The sequence below is a fragment of the Metapseudomonas phytobenefica genome (genome assembly GCF_043392685.1).
In the GTDB taxonomy this organism is placed as follows: Bacteria; Pseudomonadota; Gammaproteobacteria; order Pseudomonadales; family Pseudomonadaceae; genus Metapseudomonas.
This window is the reverse complement of the sequence record NZ_JBHZGM010000004.1, coordinates 92856-108910: the sequence shown is the minus strand read 5'-3', so window position 1 is coordinate 108910 and position 16055 is coordinate 92856. Positions and strand designations below refer to the sequence as shown.

At 66.2% G+C, this 16055-nt stretch carries 17 protein-coding genes; 12 read left to right on the top strand and 5 right to left on the bottom strand.

Going from position 1 to position 16055, the window contains the following annotated elements; genetic code table 11:
* Positions 1 to 101: 101 nt before the first annotated feature.
* The 3 genes from ACFW0B_RS05200 to argH form a co-directional block, all read right to left on the bottom strand.
* The gene (locus ACFW0B_RS05200; protein ID WP_449146885.1) at positions 102 to 344 is read right to left on the bottom strand and encodes a TIGR02647 family protein; all 243 of its coding nucleotides are present in this window, start codon (positions 342 to 344) and stop codon (positions 102 to 104) included.
* A gap of 79 nt (positions 345 to 423) precedes the next feature.
* Positions 424 to 702, bottom strand: coding sequence for a hypothetical protein (locus ACFW0B_RS05195; protein WP_449146884.1), 279 nt, complete (start codon positions 700 to 702; stop codon positions 424 to 426).
* A gap of 56 nt (positions 703 to 758) precedes the next feature.
* The gene (gene argH, locus ACFW0B_RS05190; RefSeq protein ID WP_449146883.1) at positions 759 to 2153 is read right to left on the bottom strand and encodes an argininosuccinate lyase; all 1395 of its coding nucleotides are present in this window, start codon (positions 2151 to 2153) and stop codon (positions 759 to 761) included.
* A 221-nt stretch (positions 2154 to 2374) separates the two neighbouring features.
* On the opposite strand from argH, the gene ACFW0B_RS05185 reads away from it, so the two are divergent.
* The 6 genes from ACFW0B_RS05185 (at position 2375) to ACFW0B_RS05160 (ending at position 8436) form a co-directional block, all read left to right on the top strand.
* Positions 2375 to 3457, top strand: coding sequence for a sensor histidine kinase (locus ACFW0B_RS05185; RefSeq protein ID WP_449146882.1), 1083 nt, complete (start codon positions 2375 to 2377; stop codon positions 3455 to 3457).
* Positions 3454 to 4200 (top strand): LytR/AlgR family response regulator transcription factor, encoded by a 747-nt coding sequence (locus ACFW0B_RS05180; protein ID WP_449146881.1) that lies wholly within the window; start codon positions 3454 to 3456, stop codon positions 4198 to 4200. The genes ACFW0B_RS05185 and ACFW0B_RS05180 overlap by 4 nt, the downstream gene beginning before the upstream one ends.
* A gap of 130 nt (positions 4201 to 4330) precedes the next feature.
* Positions 4331 to 5272: a hydroxymethylbilane synthase gene (gene hemC / locus ACFW0B_RS05175; protein WP_449147034.1), complete on the top strand. Its 942-nt coding sequence runs from the start codon at positions 4331 to 4333 to the stop codon at positions 5270 to 5272.
* Positions 5269 to 6039: a uroporphyrinogen-III synthase gene (locus ACFW0B_RS05170; protein ID WP_449146880.1), complete on the top strand. Its 771-nt coding sequence runs from the start codon at positions 5269 to 5271 to the stop codon at positions 6037 to 6039. The genes hemC and ACFW0B_RS05170 overlap by 4 nt, the downstream gene beginning before the upstream one ends.
* Before the next feature lie 16 nt (positions 6040 to 6055).
* Entirely contained in the window at positions 6056 to 7189 is a 1134-nt protein-coding gene (locus ACFW0B_RS05165) for a uroporphyrinogen-III C-methyltransferase (protein ID WP_449146879.1), read from the top strand.
* Positions 7186 to 8436 carry a heme biosynthesis protein HemY gene (locus tag ACFW0B_RS05160; RefSeq protein WP_449146878.1) on the top strand — a complete coding sequence of 417 codons (1251 nt, stop codon included), beginning with the start codon at positions 7186 to 7188 and terminating at the stop codon, positions 8434 to 8436. Before ACFW0B_RS05165 ends, ACFW0B_RS05160 begins: the two co-directional genes overlap by 4 nt.
* 51 nt (positions 8437 to 8487) lie before the next feature.
* Here the strand turns inward: ACFW0B_RS05160 and ACFW0B_RS05155 are convergent, their stop codons facing one another.
* Positions 8488 to 9567 carry a PQQ-dependent sugar dehydrogenase gene (locus ACFW0B_RS05155; protein ID WP_449146877.1) on the bottom strand — a complete coding sequence of 360 codons (1080 nt, stop codon included), beginning with the start codon at positions 9565 to 9567 and terminating at the stop codon, positions 8488 to 8490.
* 108 nt (positions 9568 to 9675) lie between these two features.
* Between ACFW0B_RS05155 and ACFW0B_RS05150 the strand changes: the two genes are divergently transcribed.
* The 3 genes from ACFW0B_RS05150 (at position 9676) to ACFW0B_RS05140 (ending at position 12304) form a co-directional block, all read left to right on the top strand.
* A complete protein-coding gene (locus ACFW0B_RS05150) occupies positions 9676 to 10167 on the top strand; it encodes a disulfide bond formation protein B (RefSeq protein ID WP_449146876.1) in 492 nt (163 codons plus the stop codon).
* A gap of 324 nt (positions 10168 to 10491) precedes the next feature.
* Positions 10492 to 10962 (top strand): sigma D regulator, encoded by a 471-nt coding sequence (rsd, locus tag ACFW0B_RS05145; protein ID WP_449146875.1) that lies wholly within the window; start codon positions 10492 to 10494, stop codon positions 10960 to 10962.
* 238 nt (positions 10963 to 11200) lie between these two features.
* Positions 11201 to 12304 carry an AlgP family protein gene (locus ACFW0B_RS05140; RefSeq protein ID WP_449147033.1) on the top strand — a complete coding sequence of 368 codons (1104 nt, stop codon included), beginning with the start codon at positions 11201 to 11203 and terminating at the stop codon, positions 12302 to 12304.
* Here the strand turns inward: ACFW0B_RS05140 and ACFW0B_RS05135 are convergent.
* Positions 12301 to 12765 carry a TIGR02444 family protein gene (locus tag ACFW0B_RS05135; RefSeq protein WP_449146874.1) on the bottom strand — a complete coding sequence of 155 codons (465 nt, stop codon included), beginning with the start codon at positions 12763 to 12765 and terminating at the stop codon, positions 12301 to 12303. The two genes, ACFW0B_RS05140 and ACFW0B_RS05135, sit on opposite strands and share 4 nt — an antisense overlap.
* A 50-nt stretch (positions 12766 to 12815) precedes the next feature.
* On the opposite strand from ACFW0B_RS05135, the gene ACFW0B_RS05130 reads away from it, so the two are divergent.
* The 3 genes from ACFW0B_RS05130 to rhtB all read left to right on the top strand — a co-directional run bounded on the left by ACFW0B_RS05130 (position 12816) and on the right by rhtB (position 15971).
* Positions 12816 to 14726 (top strand): ATP-binding cassette domain-containing protein, encoded by a 1911-nt coding sequence (locus tag ACFW0B_RS05130; protein WP_449146873.1) that lies wholly within the window; start codon positions 12816 to 12818, stop codon positions 14724 to 14726.
* Positions 14726 to 15265, top strand: a complete 540-nt coding sequence (locus ACFW0B_RS05125; RefSeq protein WP_449146872.1) for a mechanosensitive ion channel domain-containing protein — start codon at positions 14726 to 14728, stop codon at positions 15263 to 15265. The genes ACFW0B_RS05130 and ACFW0B_RS05125 overlap by 1 nt, the downstream gene beginning before the upstream one ends.
* Positions 15266 to 15338: 73 nt before the next feature.
* Positions 15339 to 15971 carry a homoserine/homoserine lactone efflux protein gene (gene rhtB / locus ACFW0B_RS05120; protein WP_449146871.1) on the top strand — a complete coding sequence of 211 codons (633 nt, stop codon included), beginning with the start codon at positions 15339 to 15341 and terminating at the stop codon, positions 15969 to 15971.
* The last annotated feature ends 84 nt before the right edge of the window (positions 15972 to 16055 follow it).

Sequence of the window (16055 nt, the reverse complement as noted above, 5' to 3'; positions counted from 1 at the left end):
GCTCTGTTCATGTCCCGATGCTGGAGGCTCGCCGGCGGTTTTCACCGCCGGCAGGCATCGGCATTGTATCGCCCGTCAGGTTGCCGGCTTGAGCGGCGGAGTCAGGCGGGCTGGCGCGTGAGGATGGTGCGTAGCGCCTGGACGTGTTCGGCTGCGTCGAGTCCGAGGCTGGTCAGGTAACCGCCGTCGGGCTGGGTAATCAGGCCTTTCTGGTGCAAGCGCATGACAGCGGCCTGGGCTCTGGGGTTGGCGTTGTTGTGAACCTTCAGGCCTTCCTGGGTGTTGTCCAGGTTGAACAGGGCTAGCAGTTCGAATTCCGCGATGAGTTCGGGGGTGAAAACCATGGTCGCTCCTTGTTCTTGTTGTACTGCAATGGCCGGCGATGGCCGGCCGGATTCTGGAGTCTGTGGAGTGTAGGCGAGGTCAGGCCTGATCTTCGGGCAGGTCCGGCAGTGCCCGCAAGGCCCTTTCGTACCATTCGCTGTCGAATGGGCGGTCCGCCGCGAGCATGGCGTCGATTTCGTGGGCCAGGACCAGGGCCATCAGCTGGAGGATTTCCTCGCGCTCGTAACCCACCAGGGTCAGTTTGTTGAAGGTGGCGCGAGCGGCGGGCGGATCGCCGGCCTCGATCTGGTTCTCGATGGCCTGGGTCAGGGTGGCCTCGGCGAAGGCCTCTTCACCCTCATCAATGTCGTTGGTCATGGCGATGTCCTGTCATCGGGGAGGCCGGGCGGCGCGGGGCGCCACCCGGAGAGCGGTCAGCGGCTGGCCAGCAGGTCCTTGCCACGCTGGACGGCGGCACGGACCTGGTTCGGCGCGGTGCCACCGATATGGTCGCGGGCGTTCACCGAGCCTTCCAGGGTCAGCACGGCGAAGACGTCGCCGCTGATCTGGTCGCTGAACTGGCGCAGCTCGTCGAGACTCATCTCGGCCAGGTCCTTGCCGGTGTCCACGCCATACTTCACCGCGTGACCGACGATCTCGTGGCAATCACGGAAGGGCAGGCCCTTGCGCACCAGGTAGTCGGCGAGGTCGGTGGCGGTGGAGAAGCCGCGGCGGGCCGCTTCGCGCATGATCTCGCGCCTGGGCTTGATGGCCGGGACCATGTCGGCGAAGGCGCGCAGGCTGTCGCGCAGGGTGTCGGCGGCGTCGAACAGCGGTTCCTTGTCCTCCTGGTTGTCCTTGTTGTAGGCCAGCGGCTGGCCCTTCATCAGGGTCAGCAGGCCGGTGAGGGCGCCGAACACCCGGCCGGACTTACCGCGTACCAGCTCGGGCACGTCGGGGTTCTTCTTCTGCGGCATGATCGAGGAACCGGTGCAGAAGCGGTCGGGCAGGTCGATGAACTGGAACTGGGCGCTGGTCCAGAGCACCAGCTCTTCGGAGAAACGCGACAGGTGCATCATCGCCAGGGAGGCGGCGGCGCAGAATTCGATGGCGAAGTCACGGTCGGACACGCCGTCCAGGGAGTTGCCGCCAACGGCGTCGAAGCCGAGCAGCTGGCAGGTGATCTCGCGCTGGATCGGGTAGGTGGTGCCGGCCAGTGCGGCCGAGCCGAGCGGCATGCGGTTGACCCGCTTGCGGCAGTCCACCAGGCGCTCGTAGTCGCGGCTGAGCATCTCGAACCAGGCCAGCAGGTGGTGGCCGAAGGTCACCGGCTGGGCGGTCTGCAGGTGGGTGAAGCCGGGCATGATGGTGTCGGCTTCCGCTTCGGCGAGGCCCAGCAGGCCCTGCTGCAGGCGGGTGATTTCGCCGAGGATGGTGTCGATTTCGTCGCGCAGCCACAGGCGGATGTCGGTGGCGACCTGGTCGTTGCGCGAACGGCCGGTGTGCAGCTTCTTGCCGGTGATGCCAATGCGGTCGGTCAGGCGCGCTTCGATGTTCATGTGCACGTCTTCCAGGTCAACGCGCCAGTCGAAGCTGCCGGTCTCGATCTCGCCCTGGATCTGCTTCAGGCCGTCGATGATGGCGTCGCGCTCGGCGTCGCTGAGCACGCCGACCTTTGCCAGCATGGTGGCATGGGCGATGGAGCCCATGATGTCGTGGCGGTACAGGCGCTTGTCGAAGTCTACGGACGCGGTGAAACGGGCGACGAAGGCGTCGACGGGCTCGCTGAAGCGGCCACCCCAGGACTGGTTGGTCTTGTCGGTGCTCATGGGTTCACTCGGTGCGGAAGAAGGTGAAAGAAAGCCGATGGGCCGGAAAATACCGTCGATAATAACAGTGTTGCCGGAAAAACCGGCGCGGCCTGTCCGGTCGGGGGCTGGGCAGATTGCCGCTGCCTTCACGGAATCGCCGTGGGTTTGATGGTTCAGTACAGGCTTTTGCCTGGCGACCCCCTCTGGTCGCTCGCCGGGCCATTGGGGAAATATCCGGAATGCCGAAGCGCCTGAAAAAGAAAGCGCGTTCCAAAACCGCCAACGACGACTTCTTCCTGCCGGAATTGTGCCTGCCCGAGGCTTTGCTCGGGCTGGTGCTGCTGGCCGAACTGCTGGTCCTGGTCCTGGTGCTGGCCGAGCCGATGTTGCCCAGCTTCAACTGGGTGCGCCTGGCCCTGACCTCCCTGTTCGTGCAATGGATCGTCCTGCTCTCGGCGGCGCTGCTGTGCCAGCTCAGGCCGGTGCTGGCGCGCATGCGGGCGGCCCTCGCCGGAGGCCTGTGCTGCGCCCTGGTGGTGAGCCTGACCGTGGCCGGTACCGCGTTGGCCGATTATTTCGACCTCGGCGGGCCGCTGCCGCGCGATGGCGAGGTCAACCTCTACCTGCGCCATGGACTGATCAGCCTGATCATGTCCGCGTTGTTGCTGCGCTATTTCTACCTGCAGAGCCAGTGGCGCAAGCAGCAGCAGGCCGAACTCAAGGCGCGCATCGAATCCCTGCAGGCGCGCATCCGCCCGCACTTCCTGTTCAACAGCCTGAACAGCATCGCCAGCCTGGTGGTGATCGATCCGGACAAGGCCGAGCAGGCCGTCCTCGACCTTTCCGACATATTCCGTGCCAGCCTGGCCAAGCCCGGCACCCTGGTCGACTGGGGCGAGGAAGTGGAACTGGCGAAACGATATCTCTCGATCGAGCAATATCGTCTCGGAGACCGGCTACAGTTGGATTGGCAAGTGGATGAAGTACCGGACGATCTGCCCATCCCCCAATTGACGCTGCAGCCGTTGCTGGAAAATGCCCTGATCCACGGCATCCAGCCGCGCATCGAAGGGGGGCTGGTAAGAATCGAAGCGGATTATCGCGATGGCATGTTCCGCCTCTGCGTGAGCAACCCTTACGAAGAGACCCGGGAGCAGTCGCCATCGCGCGGAACCCAGCAGGCTCTACGCAATATCGATGCGCGCCTGGCGGCACTTTTCGGGCCGCGGGCAAGTCTCAGCGTGGAGCGCCGTGACGGCCGCCACTTCACCTGTCTACGCTATCCTTGTGCGAGACTCACGCAGGAAGCCCGTGCGATATGAATGTCCTGATCGTCGACGATGAACCCCTAGCCCGCGAGCGCCTCAGCCGTCTGGTCGGCGACCTCGAGGGGTACCGAGTACTGGAGCCTGCCGCCAGCAATGGCGAGGAGGCACTCACCCTGATCGACAGCCTCAAGCCGGATGTCGTTCTGCTCGACATTCGAATGCCCGGCCTGGACGGTCTGCAGGTGGCCGCCAAGCTATGCGAACGCGAAGCGCCGCCGGCGGTGATCTTCTGCACGGCCCACGACGAGTTCGCCCTGGAGGCCTTCCAGGTCAGTGCCGTGGGCTACCTGGTCAAGCCCGTGCGTACCGAGTCCCTGGTGGAGGCCCTGAAGAAGGCCGAGCGTCCCAACCGCGTGCAACTTGCTGCGCTGACCCGTCCTGCTGCGGTCAGCGGGAGCGGTCCCCGAAGTCATATCAGCGCGCGGACCCGGAAAGGCATCGAGCTGATCCCCCTGGACCAGGTGATCTTCTTCATCGCCGACCACAAGTACGTGACCTTGCGCCATGAACATGGCGAGGTGCTGCTGGATGAGCCGCTCAAGGCGTTGGAGGACGAATTCGGTGAGCGTTTCGTGCGCATCCACCGCAACGCGCTGGTGGCCCGCGAGCGCATCGAGCGGCTGCAGCGCACCCCGTTGGGCCATTTCCAGCTCTATCTCAAGGGCATGAACGGAGAGGCCCTGACCGTCAGCCGCCGCCATGTGGCCGGCGTGCGAAAACTGATGAACAACCTGTAGCGGGCCGCCAGTCGGCCCATTCGGTTTCCGCTGCGTTTCTTCGACAAACCGTGTCGCTGCACGACAACCCCCCGCGCCCAGGCAGTGCGCGGGCCTGTTATGATTCCGGGCATTAACGTTTCCGGAAGTGATCATGTCCCGCGAGATCCGCATCGCCACCCGCAAGAGTGCCCTGGCCCTGTGGCAGGCCGAATACGTCAAAGCCCGTCTTGAACAGGCGCACCCCGGCATCAGGGTCAGCCTGGTGCCCATGGTCAGCAAGGGCGACAAGCTGCTCGATGCGCCGCTGGCGAAGATCGGCGGCAAGGGCCTGTTCGTGAAGGAACTGGAAACCGCCCTGCTGGAGAACGAGGCCGATATCGCCGTGCACTCCATGAAGGACGTGCCCATGGACTTCCCCGAAGGTCTCGGCCTGTATTGCATCTGCGAGCGCGAAGACCCGCGCGACGCCTTCGTCTCCAATCGCTTCGACAGCCTCGACGCCCTGCCGGCCGGCAGCGTGGTCGGCACCTCCAGCCTGCGTCGCCAGGCCCAGCTCCTGGCCCGCCGGCCGGACCTGAAGATCCAGTTCCTGCGTGGCAACGTGAATACCCGTCTGGCCAAGCTGGATGCCGGCGAGTACGACGCCATCATCCTCGCCGCCGCGGGCCTGATTCGTCTGGGTTTCCAGGACCGCATCCGTTCCTCCATCAGCGTCGAAGACAGCCTGCCAGCCGGTGGCCAGGGTGCCGTGGGCATCGAGTGCCGCAGCGCGGACAGCGAAATCCACGCCCTGCTGGCGCCCCTGCATCACCAGGCGACCGCCCTGCGCGTCACCGCCGAGCGCGCCCTGAACAAGCACCTGAACGGTGGTTGCCAGGTCCCCATCGCCTGTTACGCCATCCTCGAAGGCGACCAGCTCTGGCTGCGCGGCCTGGTTGGTGAGCCCAATGGTGGCAGGCTGCTGCGTGCCGAAGCCCGCGCCGCTTCCGCCGATGCCGAAGCACTGGGCGTGAAGGTCGCCGATGAGCTGCTGGAACAAGGCGCAGGCGACATCCTCAAGGCTGTCTACGGCGAGGCCGGTCACCCGTGACGGGCTGGCGCTTGCTGCTGACGCGCCCCGCTGAGGAGTGCCAGGCCCTGGCCGCGACTCTGGCCGAGCAGCAGGTGTTCAGCAGTAGCCTGCCTTTGCTGGCCATCGAACCCATTGAGGAGACGCCGGAACAGCGCCGCGTCATCCTCGAACTCGATCGCTACTGCGCCGTGGTGGTGGTCAGCAAGCCGGCGGCGCGTCTCGGCCTCGAACTGCTCGATCGCTACTGGCCGCAACCGCCTGCGGATCAGCGCTGGTTCAGCGTCGGCGCGGCCACCGGTGCCCTGCTCGAAGCCTACGGCCTGCCGACGGCCTGGCCCGCCGAGGGGGACGACAGCGAGGCCTTGCTGGCGCTGCCGCAACTGGCCGAAGCGCTTGCGGTTCCCGATCCCAGGTTGCTGATCATGCGTGGCGAGGGCGGCCGGGAATTCCTCGCCGAGCGCTTGCGCAGCCAAGGCGTCGCGGTCGACTATCTGGAACTCTATCGGCGCTGCCAGCCGGATTACCCGGCAGGCACCCTGGCACGCCGCGTCGAGGCGGAACGCCTGAATGGTCTGGTGGTCAGCAGTGGTCAGGGTCTGGAGAACCTTCAGCGCCTGGCTGGCGACGCCTGGCCCGAGCTGGCCCGCCTGACCCTGTTCGTGCCCAGCCCGCGCGTGGCCGAGCAGGCCGCGGAGGCGGGCGCGAAGAATGTTGTGGATTGTCGTGGCGCCAGTGCCGCGGCCTTGTTGGCGGCGCTCAGGCAGTATCCGGCGCCGGCCCACTGATGCGAAGGATGGATACGTGAGCGAAGCAGAAGCCCCGAAACAAGAGCAACACACTGTAGCCACCGAACCCGTAACCCCTGCCAGCACCGCGCCTGCCCCACGGGGCAATGGTCTGGCGCTGTTCGCCCTGCTGCTGGGCGCCGCCGGCATCGCCGTGGGTGGCTGGGGTCTCTGGCAGGTGCGCACCCTGGAAAGCCGCGACCAGCAGCAACTGAGCATGGTCGAGGAGGCCCGTGGCCAGACCAGTGCCCTGGCCCAGCGCGAACAGCAACTCACCCAACGCCTGGAAGAACTGCCCAGCGCTGCCGAACTGGACGAGCGCCGCCGCCTGCTGGTGGACCTGCAGGGCGACCAGCAACAGCTTCGCCAGCGTCTGGAAACCATCCTCGGTGCCAGCCGCAAGGACTGGCGCCTGGCTGAAGCGGAGCACCTGCTGCGCCTGGCCAGCCTGCGCCTCTCCGCGCTGCAGGACATCAACAGTGCGACTGCCCTGGTGCAGGCCGCCGACGACATCCTCCGCGAGCAGGACGATCCCGGCGCCTATGCCGCCCGCGAGCAGCTGGCGAAGAGCCTTGCCGCCCTGCGCAGCACCGAGCAGCCGGATCGCACTGGCCTGTTCCTCCAGCTCGGCGCCCTGCGCGAGCAGGCGGCCCAGCTCAACCCGCTGGTGCCGGCCTTCGAGGACAAGGGTGGCGTGCTGATGGACATGGCCGCCGACGGCGACGGCGGCAGCGCCTGGGCCGAGTGGCTGGAGAAACTCTCGCACTATTTCCGCATCCAGCTGGACGCCAGTCAGGACATCAAGCCGCTGCTGACCGGTCAGAGCCTTTCCCAGGTCCGCCTCGCCCTGTCGCTGGCCCTGGAACAGGCACAATGGGGCGCACTGCATGGACAGACCCAGGTCTACCAGCAGTCCCTGCGCCAGGCCCGTGAAGTGCTGAACGGCCACTTCAACGAAGAGAACCCGGACAGCCGCGCGCTGCTCGCCCGCCTTGACGAACTCACCGGCCAGCCGGTGGAAGTCCAGGCGCCTGATCTCGCTGAGGCGCTGAGCGCCCTGCAGGCCTACCTGCAGCGCACGCCGGGCGCGGCCGCGGCGGAACCCGAGGCGCCGGCCGCCGCCGAGCCGGCCAAGGAGGCCGGCCAATGAAACGCCTGCTCAAGGTCCTGCTGATCCTCGCGGTAATCGGTGGCGCCGCTACCCTCATCGGCATGGCCGTCGCCCAGCACAAGGGCTACGTGTTGGTGGCCTACAAGGGCTTCCGCTATGAATCCACCCTCTGGGCGACCCTGGCGCTGCTGGCGGTCCTCTGGTTGCTGTTCCTGGCCCTGCGCTACCTGCTGCGACTGGTGGCGGTCTCCGGTGGTGTGGTCAATCCCTGGTCGCGGCGCAATGCCCGGCGCCGCGCGCGGCTGGCCTCCGAGCAGGGGCTGCTGGATCTCGCCGAAGGCCGCTGGGTCCGCGCCCTGCGCCACCTCAAGCGCGCTGCCGAAGGCGATTCGCAGCCGTTGATCTACTACCTGGGCGCTGCGCGTGCCGCGCAGAAGATCGGCCAGAGCGAAGAGGCCGAGCAATTGCTGGAGCGCGCTCTGGAGCGCCAGCCCCAGGCCGAGCTGGCCATCGCCCTGGCCCATGCCGAGCTGCAACTGGATCGTGGTGACTCGGAGGCCGCGCTGGAAACCCTCAAGGCCGTGCACGAGCGTCATCCGCGCCACCACCAGGTACTGCGCCAGTTGCTCCACCTGCATGAGGTGCGGGGCGATTGGGCGGCCCTGGTTGGCCTGCTGCCGACGCTGCGCAAGGAGAAGGCGCTGCCGGAAGGCCAACTGGCCGAACTCGAATTGCGCGTCTGGAGCGCCCGCCTGCACCAGGCCGGCGAAGAAGGACTGAACGAGGGCGAGACCGCCCTGCAGCCCCTGACCCGTGCCTGGCAGCAACTGTCGGCCGCCCAGCGCAACGAGCCACGCCTGGTGCTGGCTTTCGCCGAACAGCTGCAGCGACTGGGGGCCGAAGAGGAAGCCGAGGAGGCCGTACGTGGCGCCATCAAGCGCGGCTACGACGAAGCCCTGGTGCGATTCTATGGCCTGCTGCGTGGCCGCGATCCGGCCCGCCAGTTGCAGGCGGCCGAGGGCTGGCTGAAGGAGCGTGCCAGCGACGGTACCCTGTTGCTCACCCTCGGCCGCCTGTGCCTGCGCAACCGTCTCTGGGGCAAGGCGCGGGAGTACTTCGAGAGCAGCCTGAGCTTTCGGCGTGATCCTGAAACCTGTGCCGAACTCGCCCGCCTGCTGGCGCAGATGGGTGAAGTGGCGCGCAGCAACCAGCTGTTCCAGGAAGGCCTCGGCCTGCTCGACCAGCGTCTGCCGGCCTTGCCCTTGCCGGCCGAGAAGATCGCCTGATGCAACAAGGCCCGGGAAGTCCCGGGCCTTTTTCATCACGGCGTTGCCGGCTCACTCGCCCACGTAGTCGATGCGGTAGATGGCCCCGGCGTAGTCATCGCTCACCAGCAGGGCGCCGTCCGGCGTCACCAGCACGTCCGCCGGACGTCCCCAGACATCGCCATCTTCCAGCCAGCCCTCGGCGAACACGCTCTGGCGTTTCAGGCTGCCGTCCGGGTTGAGCTCGACCCGCTTGATCCGGTAGCCGATCTTCTCGCTGCGGTTCCACGAGCCGTGTTCGGCGATGAACAGGTTGTTGCGGTATTCCGCGGGGAACTGCCCACCGGTGTAGAAGCGCACTCCGAGCGGCGCCACATGCGGGCCCAGCTTCGCCACGGGGGCGACGAACTCACTGCAGGGGCGCCGGGAGAATTTCGGGTCGGCCACCTCGCCGGCATGGCAGTAGGGAAAGCCGAAATGCTGACCGGCCTTTTCCAGGCGATTGAGCTCGCAGTCGGGCACGTCGTCGCCCATCAGGTCGCGACCGTTGTCGGTGAACCAGAGCTCGCCGGTCTGCGGGTGCCAGTCGAATCCCACCGTATTGCGCACGCCGCGGGCCACCAGTTCCATGCCGCTGCCATCGGCGTTCATGTGGTGGATGGCAGCATAGAGGTCGGGGTCTTCAGCGCAGACATTGCATGGCGCGCCGATCGGCACGTAGAGCTTGCCGTCGGGGCCGAAGGCGATGAACTTCCAGCCGTGATGGGTTTCTCGTGGCAGGTCGGCATACACCACCTCGGGCTTGGGCGGAGAATCCAGTCGCGACTCTATGTCGCGCAGGCGCAGGATTCGACTGACTGCGGAGACGTAAAGGTCGCCTCCCTTGTAGGCTACGCCAACCGGAAGCTGTAGGCCGCTGGCGATGGTGCGGACCTTGCCGCCGGCGGGGCCCAGCGCATAGACCGCGCCCGCCGCATTGCTGCCGACGAAGAGCGTGCCGCGTTCGCCCCAGGTCATCTCCCGGGCATTGGGCACCTGGTCGCTTACCAGCGTGATGCGAAACCCTTCGGGGAGCCGGATGCGTTCCAGCGGCAGCGCAGCATCGACCACCCCGGGCAGCAGGAGCAGGGCAAGCATGAGCAGTCGGCACATGGCGGTGTCCTCCAGATAGCAACCTTCTCCAGCCTAGCCGGTCGCCTTGAAAGCCCAAGGCGCTTTCCACTACCGTAACGCCCTTCCCGATAACCCAACGGAGCCGCCATGTCCCTGGCAAGCCCGCGTTCACTCTTTTTGCTCGCCTTTCTCGGTTGCGTTGCCGTCATGGGCGGCGCGCTTTATCTCGAACACGCCCTGGGCCTCGAACCCTGTCCGCTGTGCATCGTCCAGCGCGTCTGCATCATCGCCTTCGGCATCGTCTGCCTGATCGCCGCGATCCATGGCCCCGAGCGCATCGGACGCCGCATCTACGCCGCGCTGGCGTTGCTCTTCTCCGCTGGTGGCGCGGGTTTCGCCGGCCGCCAGATCTGGTTGCAGAGCTTGCCGGCAGACCAACTGCCCGCCTGCCTGCCGAGCTTCGACTACATGATCGAGGCGTGGCCCTTCCTGCAGATCGTCAAGACCATGCTCTATGGCACTGCCGATTGCGCGGAGGTGACCTGGACGCTCTTCGGCATGAGCATTCCCGAATGGAGCCTGCTGGCCTTTGTCGGCTGCGTCCTGTTCTCGCTCTATCAGCTACTGCGTCGCGCCTGACCCCGCAGGGCGCATGGCTCGCCATGCGCCCTGGCGTTGCGTTTTCCCGCCTTTTCCCACCCCTTCGTTCACTGGGCCAAGCAGCTGCGTCGGCCACACGACTCCGGCCAGACAAGCCGTGGCCTGTCGATTAAACGCTCGTATGAATCTTTTCCCGCTAGCGCCTTGATGGCACTGCACGGCGGGCATAATCTGGCCCGCACGCGCCGCCGGAATATTGCCGTTTTAGCGGTGCCTTCCCAGGATCTTGCACCGGTCGACAAAAAACCGTCTCGGAGCGGACGTATAACGGCATTACCGAATTAGGGAAGTGAGGTCGTCACCATGCTCGAAAGTTGCCAGAACGCTCAGGAACGTTGGGGTGGCGTGCACCAGCTGATCGATCGCTGGCTGCAGGAGCGCCATGAGCTGGTCCGCGTATACAGCTCGCTGAGCGACAAACCACAAGCTCCCAGCGCCAACGCAGAAGGGCTGCAAAGGTTCTGTGAGGTCCTGCTGGACTATGTTTCCGCAGGGCACTTCGAGGTCTACGAGCAATTGCTCAATGAGGCGAAAGCGTTTGGCGACCAACGCGGCCTCGACCTCGCCAAGCAAATCTATCCACGTATCGAAGCCATCACCGAAGTCGCGCTGGCGTTCAACGACCGCTGCGACAACGGCGATTGCCGTGACCTCTGCCTGACCAGCGAATTGAAGAACCTCGGGCAGCTGCTTCACGAACGCTTCGAGCTGGAAGACTGCCTGATCGAAGTGCTGCACAACGCTCATCAGGGCCAGGCCCCGCAACCGGCCTGATCACTGTCCTGACGGCGCTGGAATCTCGCTGTAAACCTGATTCCAGAGCCTTGCGGTATCGTGTGGCTGTCGGTGCTAAGAGGGTTTCGAGCTCGCGGGTCCAGGTCTGGATCGTACTCGTGAGAACTTGCACCGGCGATCAGTCGCAAGGCCCTGGCGGGCAGAATTGCGCGGCCTCTGGCGACTCGCGAAACAGGCGACTAGTATGGGCCAAATAACGCCCGCCAGGAGGCATACCATGTCGGCCAAGAAGAAGCCCGTAAGCACCCCGCTGCACCTGTTGCATCAGCTTTCCCATAGCCTGCTCGAACATCTCGAAAAAGCCTGCGCCCAGGCTGCGGTCGACGCTGAAAAGCTGCTGACCAAGCTGGAGAAGCAGCGCGGCAAGAGCCAGGAAAAACTGCACGCCGCACGCACCAAGCTGCAGGATGCCGTCAAGGCCGGCAAAGCCAAGGCGCAAGCCAAAGCCAAGGCCAGCATCAGTGAACTCGAAGAGCTGCTCGAGACCCTGAAGCATCGTCAGGCCGAAACCCGTACCTACATCGCCCAACTCAAGCGTGACTCCCAGGAGAGCCTGAAGCTCGCCCAGGGCGTTGGCAAAGTGCGTGAGGCCGCCAGCAAGGCCCTGACTTCCCGCGAAGCCAGACTCGCCGCCGTCAAACCTGCGGCGAAAGCGGCTACCAGGGCCGCGGCCAAACCCGCTGCGAAAGCGGCTGCCAAGCCTGCCACCAAGGCCGCTACCGCCAAGCCCGCTGCCAGAGTTGCAGCCAAGCCTGCCGCGAAGCCTGCTGCTAAATCCGCCGCTGCGAAACCGGCCGCAAAACCGGCTGCCGCTGCTGCGAAGGCCTCTGCCAAACCGGCTGCGAAGGTCGCCGCGAAGCCTGCCGCCAAAGCCGCAGCCAAGCCTGCGGCGAAGCCGGCTGCCAAAGCTGCTGCTGCCAAGCCAGCTGCCGCGAAACCCGCCGTAGCTGCCAAGCGCGCCGCGAAGCCCGCTGCCAAACCGGCTGCAAAACCCGCAGCCAAGCCTGCGGCGAAGCCGGCTGCCAAAGCTGCAGCCAAGCCAGCAGCAGCGAAACCCGCTGCCGCCGCCAAGCCGGCCGCAACTGCCGCCAAGCCTGTAATTGCTGCCAAGCCCGCCGCGAAGAAACCGGCCGCCAAACCGGCAGCGAAGCGGGTCACTCGAGCCAAGCCCGCTGCCGCCAAGCCCGCCGCTCCGGCCGTCACGGCTGCCGCGGCTACCCCGGCTGCCGCTGTTGCTCCGGCCGTTCCGGCTGCCGCACCGGTCGCCAGCGTGGCTCCGGCCAGCAGCAATGGTGCCGCTCCGACGTCGCCGTCGAACTAAAGCGCCAAGGCCGCGGCGCGCAATCGATCGAGCGCGTCGCGGTCCGCTGCTTCCAGCGCCGGGCAGCAGCCCAGCAGCCACGCCTCCACCTGCTCCATCCCGCCTTCCGCCCAGCCATCCGCAGTGCTCTCCAGCCGAGCCAGCAGCTTGCGTTCGGCTTCCAGTTCCAGCGCCTTGATCTGTTCCCGCAAACCGGCCAGCGCCGGGTCGTCCTGAGCCTGCGCGCGCCAGTTCTGGCGCAGCGTGCGCAGCGGCTTCACCACCCCTTCCTGCCAGGGCTCACAAACGCGCCGCAGGCTGTCCAGGCGAGCAGATTCGAAGGCGGCACCGTGTCGTCCCAGCCAGCAGGCCGTGAGCAACAGGCAGACATCGCCACCACCCTCCTGAAGATGCAGGCAGGCCTGTTCGACACCGGGTTCGGTGTACAGGCGCAGGGCGAAAGTCCACAGGTCTGAAGGCATGGTGCTCCTCGGGCGACGGGACCACGAAGCTGATAAACTCCGCCGCCATCATGATCCGACTGCAAAATCTCACTCTACAGCGTGGTCCGCAGCGCCTGCTAGAAGGCGCTGAACTGACCCTGCACGCCGGCCAGAAGGTCGGTCTCATCGGCGCCAACGGTGCCGGCAAATCCAGCCTGTTCGCCCTGCTGCGCGGCGAGCTCGGGCCCGATGCTGGCGACTGCCTGCTGCCTGCCGATTGGCGCATTGCCCATATGCGCCAGGAAGTGGACGACCTGGAACGCCTGGCCGTGGACTACGTGCTCGACGGCGATCAGCACCTGCGCCAGGTTCAGCGCGAGCTGGCTGCGGCCGAAGCGGGCCACGACGGCACCGCTATCGCCCGTCTGCACATTGAGCTGGACAGTGCCGACGGCTACACGGCGGACGCCCGTGCGCGCAAGCTGCTGGCCGGTCTCGGCTTCTCCGCGGAGCAGATGGATCGGCGCGTCGGCGACTTCTCCGGCGGCTGGCGGATGCGCCTGAACCTCGCCCAGGCGCTGATGTGCCCCTCCGAACTGCTGCTGCTCGACGAGCCCACCAACCACCTTGACCTCGACGCCATCCTCTGGCTCGAAGAATGGCTCAAGGGCTACCCGGGCACCCTGCTGCTGATTTCCCACGACCGTGATTTCCTCGATGCAGTCGTCGACAACGTCGCGCATCTCGAACAGCAGAAGCTGACCCTGTACCGCGGCGGCTACTCGGCCTTCGAGCGCACTCGCGCGGAACGCCTGGCGCAGCAGCAACAGGCCTACGAGAAGCAGCAGGCGCAGCGTGCGCACATGGAGAAGTACATCGCCCGCTTCAAGGCGCAGGCGACCAAGGCCCGTCAGGCGCAGAGCCGGATCAAGGCGCTGGAACGCCTGGAAGAACTGGCGCCGGCCCATGTGGATTCGCCGTTCGACTTCAGCTTCCGCGAATCCGACAAGATCTCCAGGCCGTTGCTGGACCTGTCCGAAGGCCGTCTCGGCTACGGCGACAAGGCGGTGCTCCAGCAGGTCAAGCTGCAGCTCGCACCGGGGGCGCGCATTGGTCTGCTGGGCCCCAATGGCGCGGGCAAGTCGACCCTGATCAAGACCCTGGCCGGTGACCTCGCCCCTCTTGGCGGCCGCCTCGACCGTGGTGAAAACCTCGCCATCGGCTACTTCGCCCAGCATCAGCTCGATGCACTCGATGCCAAGGCCAGCCCGCTGCTGCATCTGCAACGCATCGCACCCGCCGAACGCGAGCAGACCCTGCGCGACTTCCTCGGTGGCTTCGACTTCCGGGGCGACCGTTGCGACGAAGCGGTGGCCAACTTCTCCGGCGGCGAGAAGGCGCGCCTCGCCCTGGCGCTGATCGCCTGGCAGAAGCCCAACCTGCTGCTGTTGGATGAACCGACCAACCACCTCGACCTGGAAATGCGCTTGGCCCTGACCATGGCCCTGCAGGACTTCGCCGGCGCGGTGCTGGTGGTCTCCCACGACCGTCACCTGCTCAAGAGCACCACCGACGAATTCCTGCTGGTAGCCGATGGCCGCGTGCAGAGCTTCGACGGCGACCTCGACGACTACGCCCGCTGGCTGGTGGATTTCCGTGCACGCCAGGCGCCCGTGGCCAGCGCTCCGGTGAATCCGGACAAGACCGACAAGCGCGCCCAGCGCCAGGCCGCCGCGGCCCTGCGTCAGCAACTGGCTCCGCACAAGAAGGAAGCCGACAAGCTGGAGAAGGAACTGGCCAAGGTGCAGGAGCAACTGGCCGGCGTCGAGGAACGCCTGGGCGATTCCGCGATCTACGACGCGGCGCGCAAGGACGAACTGCGTGACCTGCTGGCCGAGCAGGCGCGGCTGAAAGGCCGCGAGGCCGAACTGGAAGAAGCCTGGCTCCTCGCCCTGGAAACCCTGGAGGAGCTGCAGCGGCAACTGGAGGCCGCGGACTGATGGATGACCTGCAACTGCTGCTGGCCTGGAGCGAGCCGCTGATTCGCACTGCCCAGGTACTGCTGATCGTGCTGCTGGCCTGGCTGGTGCAGCGCATCGTCACCCGCGGCATCACCCGCCTCGGGGCGCGTTATCCACAACTGCCGCCGGAGCTGATGCTGCCGCTGCGTGGCCTGTTGCGCTGGATGATCCTCGGCAGCGCCTTCATGCTGGTGCTGGAACGCTTCGGCGTGTCGGCCGAGGTGCTCTGGACTGCCCTGACCGGTTTCGCGGCGGTGGCCGCGGTGGCGTTCTTCGCCATCTGGAGCGTGCTCTCCAACATGTTCTGCGCGGTGCTGATCTTCTCCCTCGGGCCGTTCCGCCTGGGCGACAAGGTGGAGGTGATCGAAAGCGCCGACAAGCAGGGCGTGAAGGGCAGGGTGGTCTCCATCAACCTGTTCTACACCACCCTCGAAGACCTCAGCGAAGACAACCCCGGCGCCATGGTGCAGGTACCCAACAGCCTGTTCTTCCAGAAAGCGGTGCGCCGCTGGCGTTGACGGTACTTTGCAGGGCCCGGGCGAAGGGGTAGGCTCTGCGGCCTGCCCCTTTTTCGTTTCCGAGGTATCTGCCATGGCGCTCCAGACCTGGCTCGCTTTCCTGGTTGCCTGCTGGGTGATCAGCCTTTCGCCGGGTGCCGGTGCCATCGCCTCCATGTCCTCCGGCCTGCAGTACGGTTTCCTGCGTGGCTACTGGAATGCCCTCGGCCTGCAGATCGGCCTGGCCCTGCAGATCGCCATCGTTGCCGCCGGCGTCGGCGCCATCCTTGCCACGTCCGCCCTGGCCTTCAGCCTGATCAAGTGGTTCGGCGTGGTCTACCTGGTCTACCTTGCGGTCAAGCAGTGGAAGGCGCTGCCCAGCGACATGGCCGACAACGCCTCCGCACGTCCCATCGGCCGCCCGCTGACCCTGGTGTTGCGCGGTTTCCTGGTGAATTTCAGCAACCCCAAGGCGATCGTCTTCATGCTCGCCGTCCTGCCGCAGTTCATCGATCCCCACGCGCCGCTGGTGGAGCAGTACCTGGTGATGGGCGTGACCATGATCACCGTCGACCTGATCGTCATGGCCGGCTACACCGGACTTGCCGCCCGCGTCCTGCGCCTGCTGCGTACGCCGCGCCAGCAGCGCGTGATGAACCGTGGTTTCGCCGCCCTGTTCGTGGGTGCGGCAGCGCTGCTGGCCACAGTCCGCCGTGCACCGGTGTGACCCCGGAGCCGGCCTCACCGGCTCTGTTCCGTCGGAATCCTTCTCCCTTCGCTCGGCTTCCTGCATTCATCAATAGAGCCGAAG

Excerpts from the sequence above, each read along its gene's own strand:
- ACFW0B_RS05200 (WP_449146885.1), bottom strand. The coding sequence starts at position 344 with ATGGTTTTCACCCCCGAACTCATCGCGGAATTCGAACTGCTAGCCCTG.
- ACFW0B_RS05195 (WP_449146884.1), bottom strand. The coding sequence starts at position 702 with ATGACCAACGACATTGATGAGGGTGAAGAGGCCTTCGCCGAGGCCACC.
- argH (WP_449146883.1), bottom strand. The coding sequence starts at position 2,153 with ATGAGCACCGACAAGACCAACCAGTCCTGGGGTGGCCGCTTCAGCGAG.
- ACFW0B_RS05185 (WP_449146882.1), top strand. The coding sequence starts at position 2,375 with ATGCCGAAGCGCCTGAAAAAGAAAGCGCGTTCCAAAACCGCCAACGAC.
- ACFW0B_RS05180 (WP_449146881.1), top strand. The coding sequence starts at position 3,454 with ATGAATGTCCTGATCGTCGACGATGAACCCCTAGCCCGCGAGCGCCTC.
- ACFW0B_RS05160 (WP_449146878.1), top strand. The coding sequence starts at position 7,186 with ATGAAACGCCTGCTCAAGGTCCTGCTGATCCTCGCGGTAATCGGTGGC.
- ACFW0B_RS05155 (WP_449146877.1), bottom strand. The coding sequence starts at position 9,567 with ATGTGCCGACTGCTCATGCTTGCCCTGCTCCTGCTGCCCGGGGTGGTC.
- ACFW0B_RS05150 (WP_449146876.1), top strand. The coding sequence starts at position 9,676 with ATGTCCCTGGCAAGCCCGCGTTCACTCTTTTTGCTCGCCTTTCTCGGT.
- rsd (WP_449146875.1), top strand. The coding sequence starts at position 10,492 with ATGCTCGAAAGTTGCCAGAACGCTCAGGAACGTTGGGGTGGCGTGCAC.
- ACFW0B_RS05140 (WP_449147033.1), top strand. The coding sequence starts at position 11,201 with ATGTCGGCCAAGAAGAAGCCCGTAAGCACCCCGCTGCACCTGTTGCAT.
- ACFW0B_RS05135 (WP_449146874.1), bottom strand. The coding sequence starts at position 12,765 with ATGCCTTCAGACCTGTGGACTTTCGCCCTGCGCCTGTACACCGAACCC.
- ACFW0B_RS05130 (WP_449146873.1), top strand. The coding sequence starts at position 12,816 with ATGATCCGACTGCAAAATCTCACTCTACAGCGTGGTCCGCAGCGCCTG.
- ACFW0B_RS05125 (WP_449146872.1), top strand. The coding sequence starts at position 14,726 with ATGGATGACCTGCAACTGCTGCTGGCCTGGAGCGAGCCGCTGATTCGC.
- rhtB (WP_449146871.1), top strand. The coding sequence starts at position 15,339 with ATGGCGCTCCAGACCTGGCTCGCTTTCCTGGTTGCCTGCTGGGTGATC.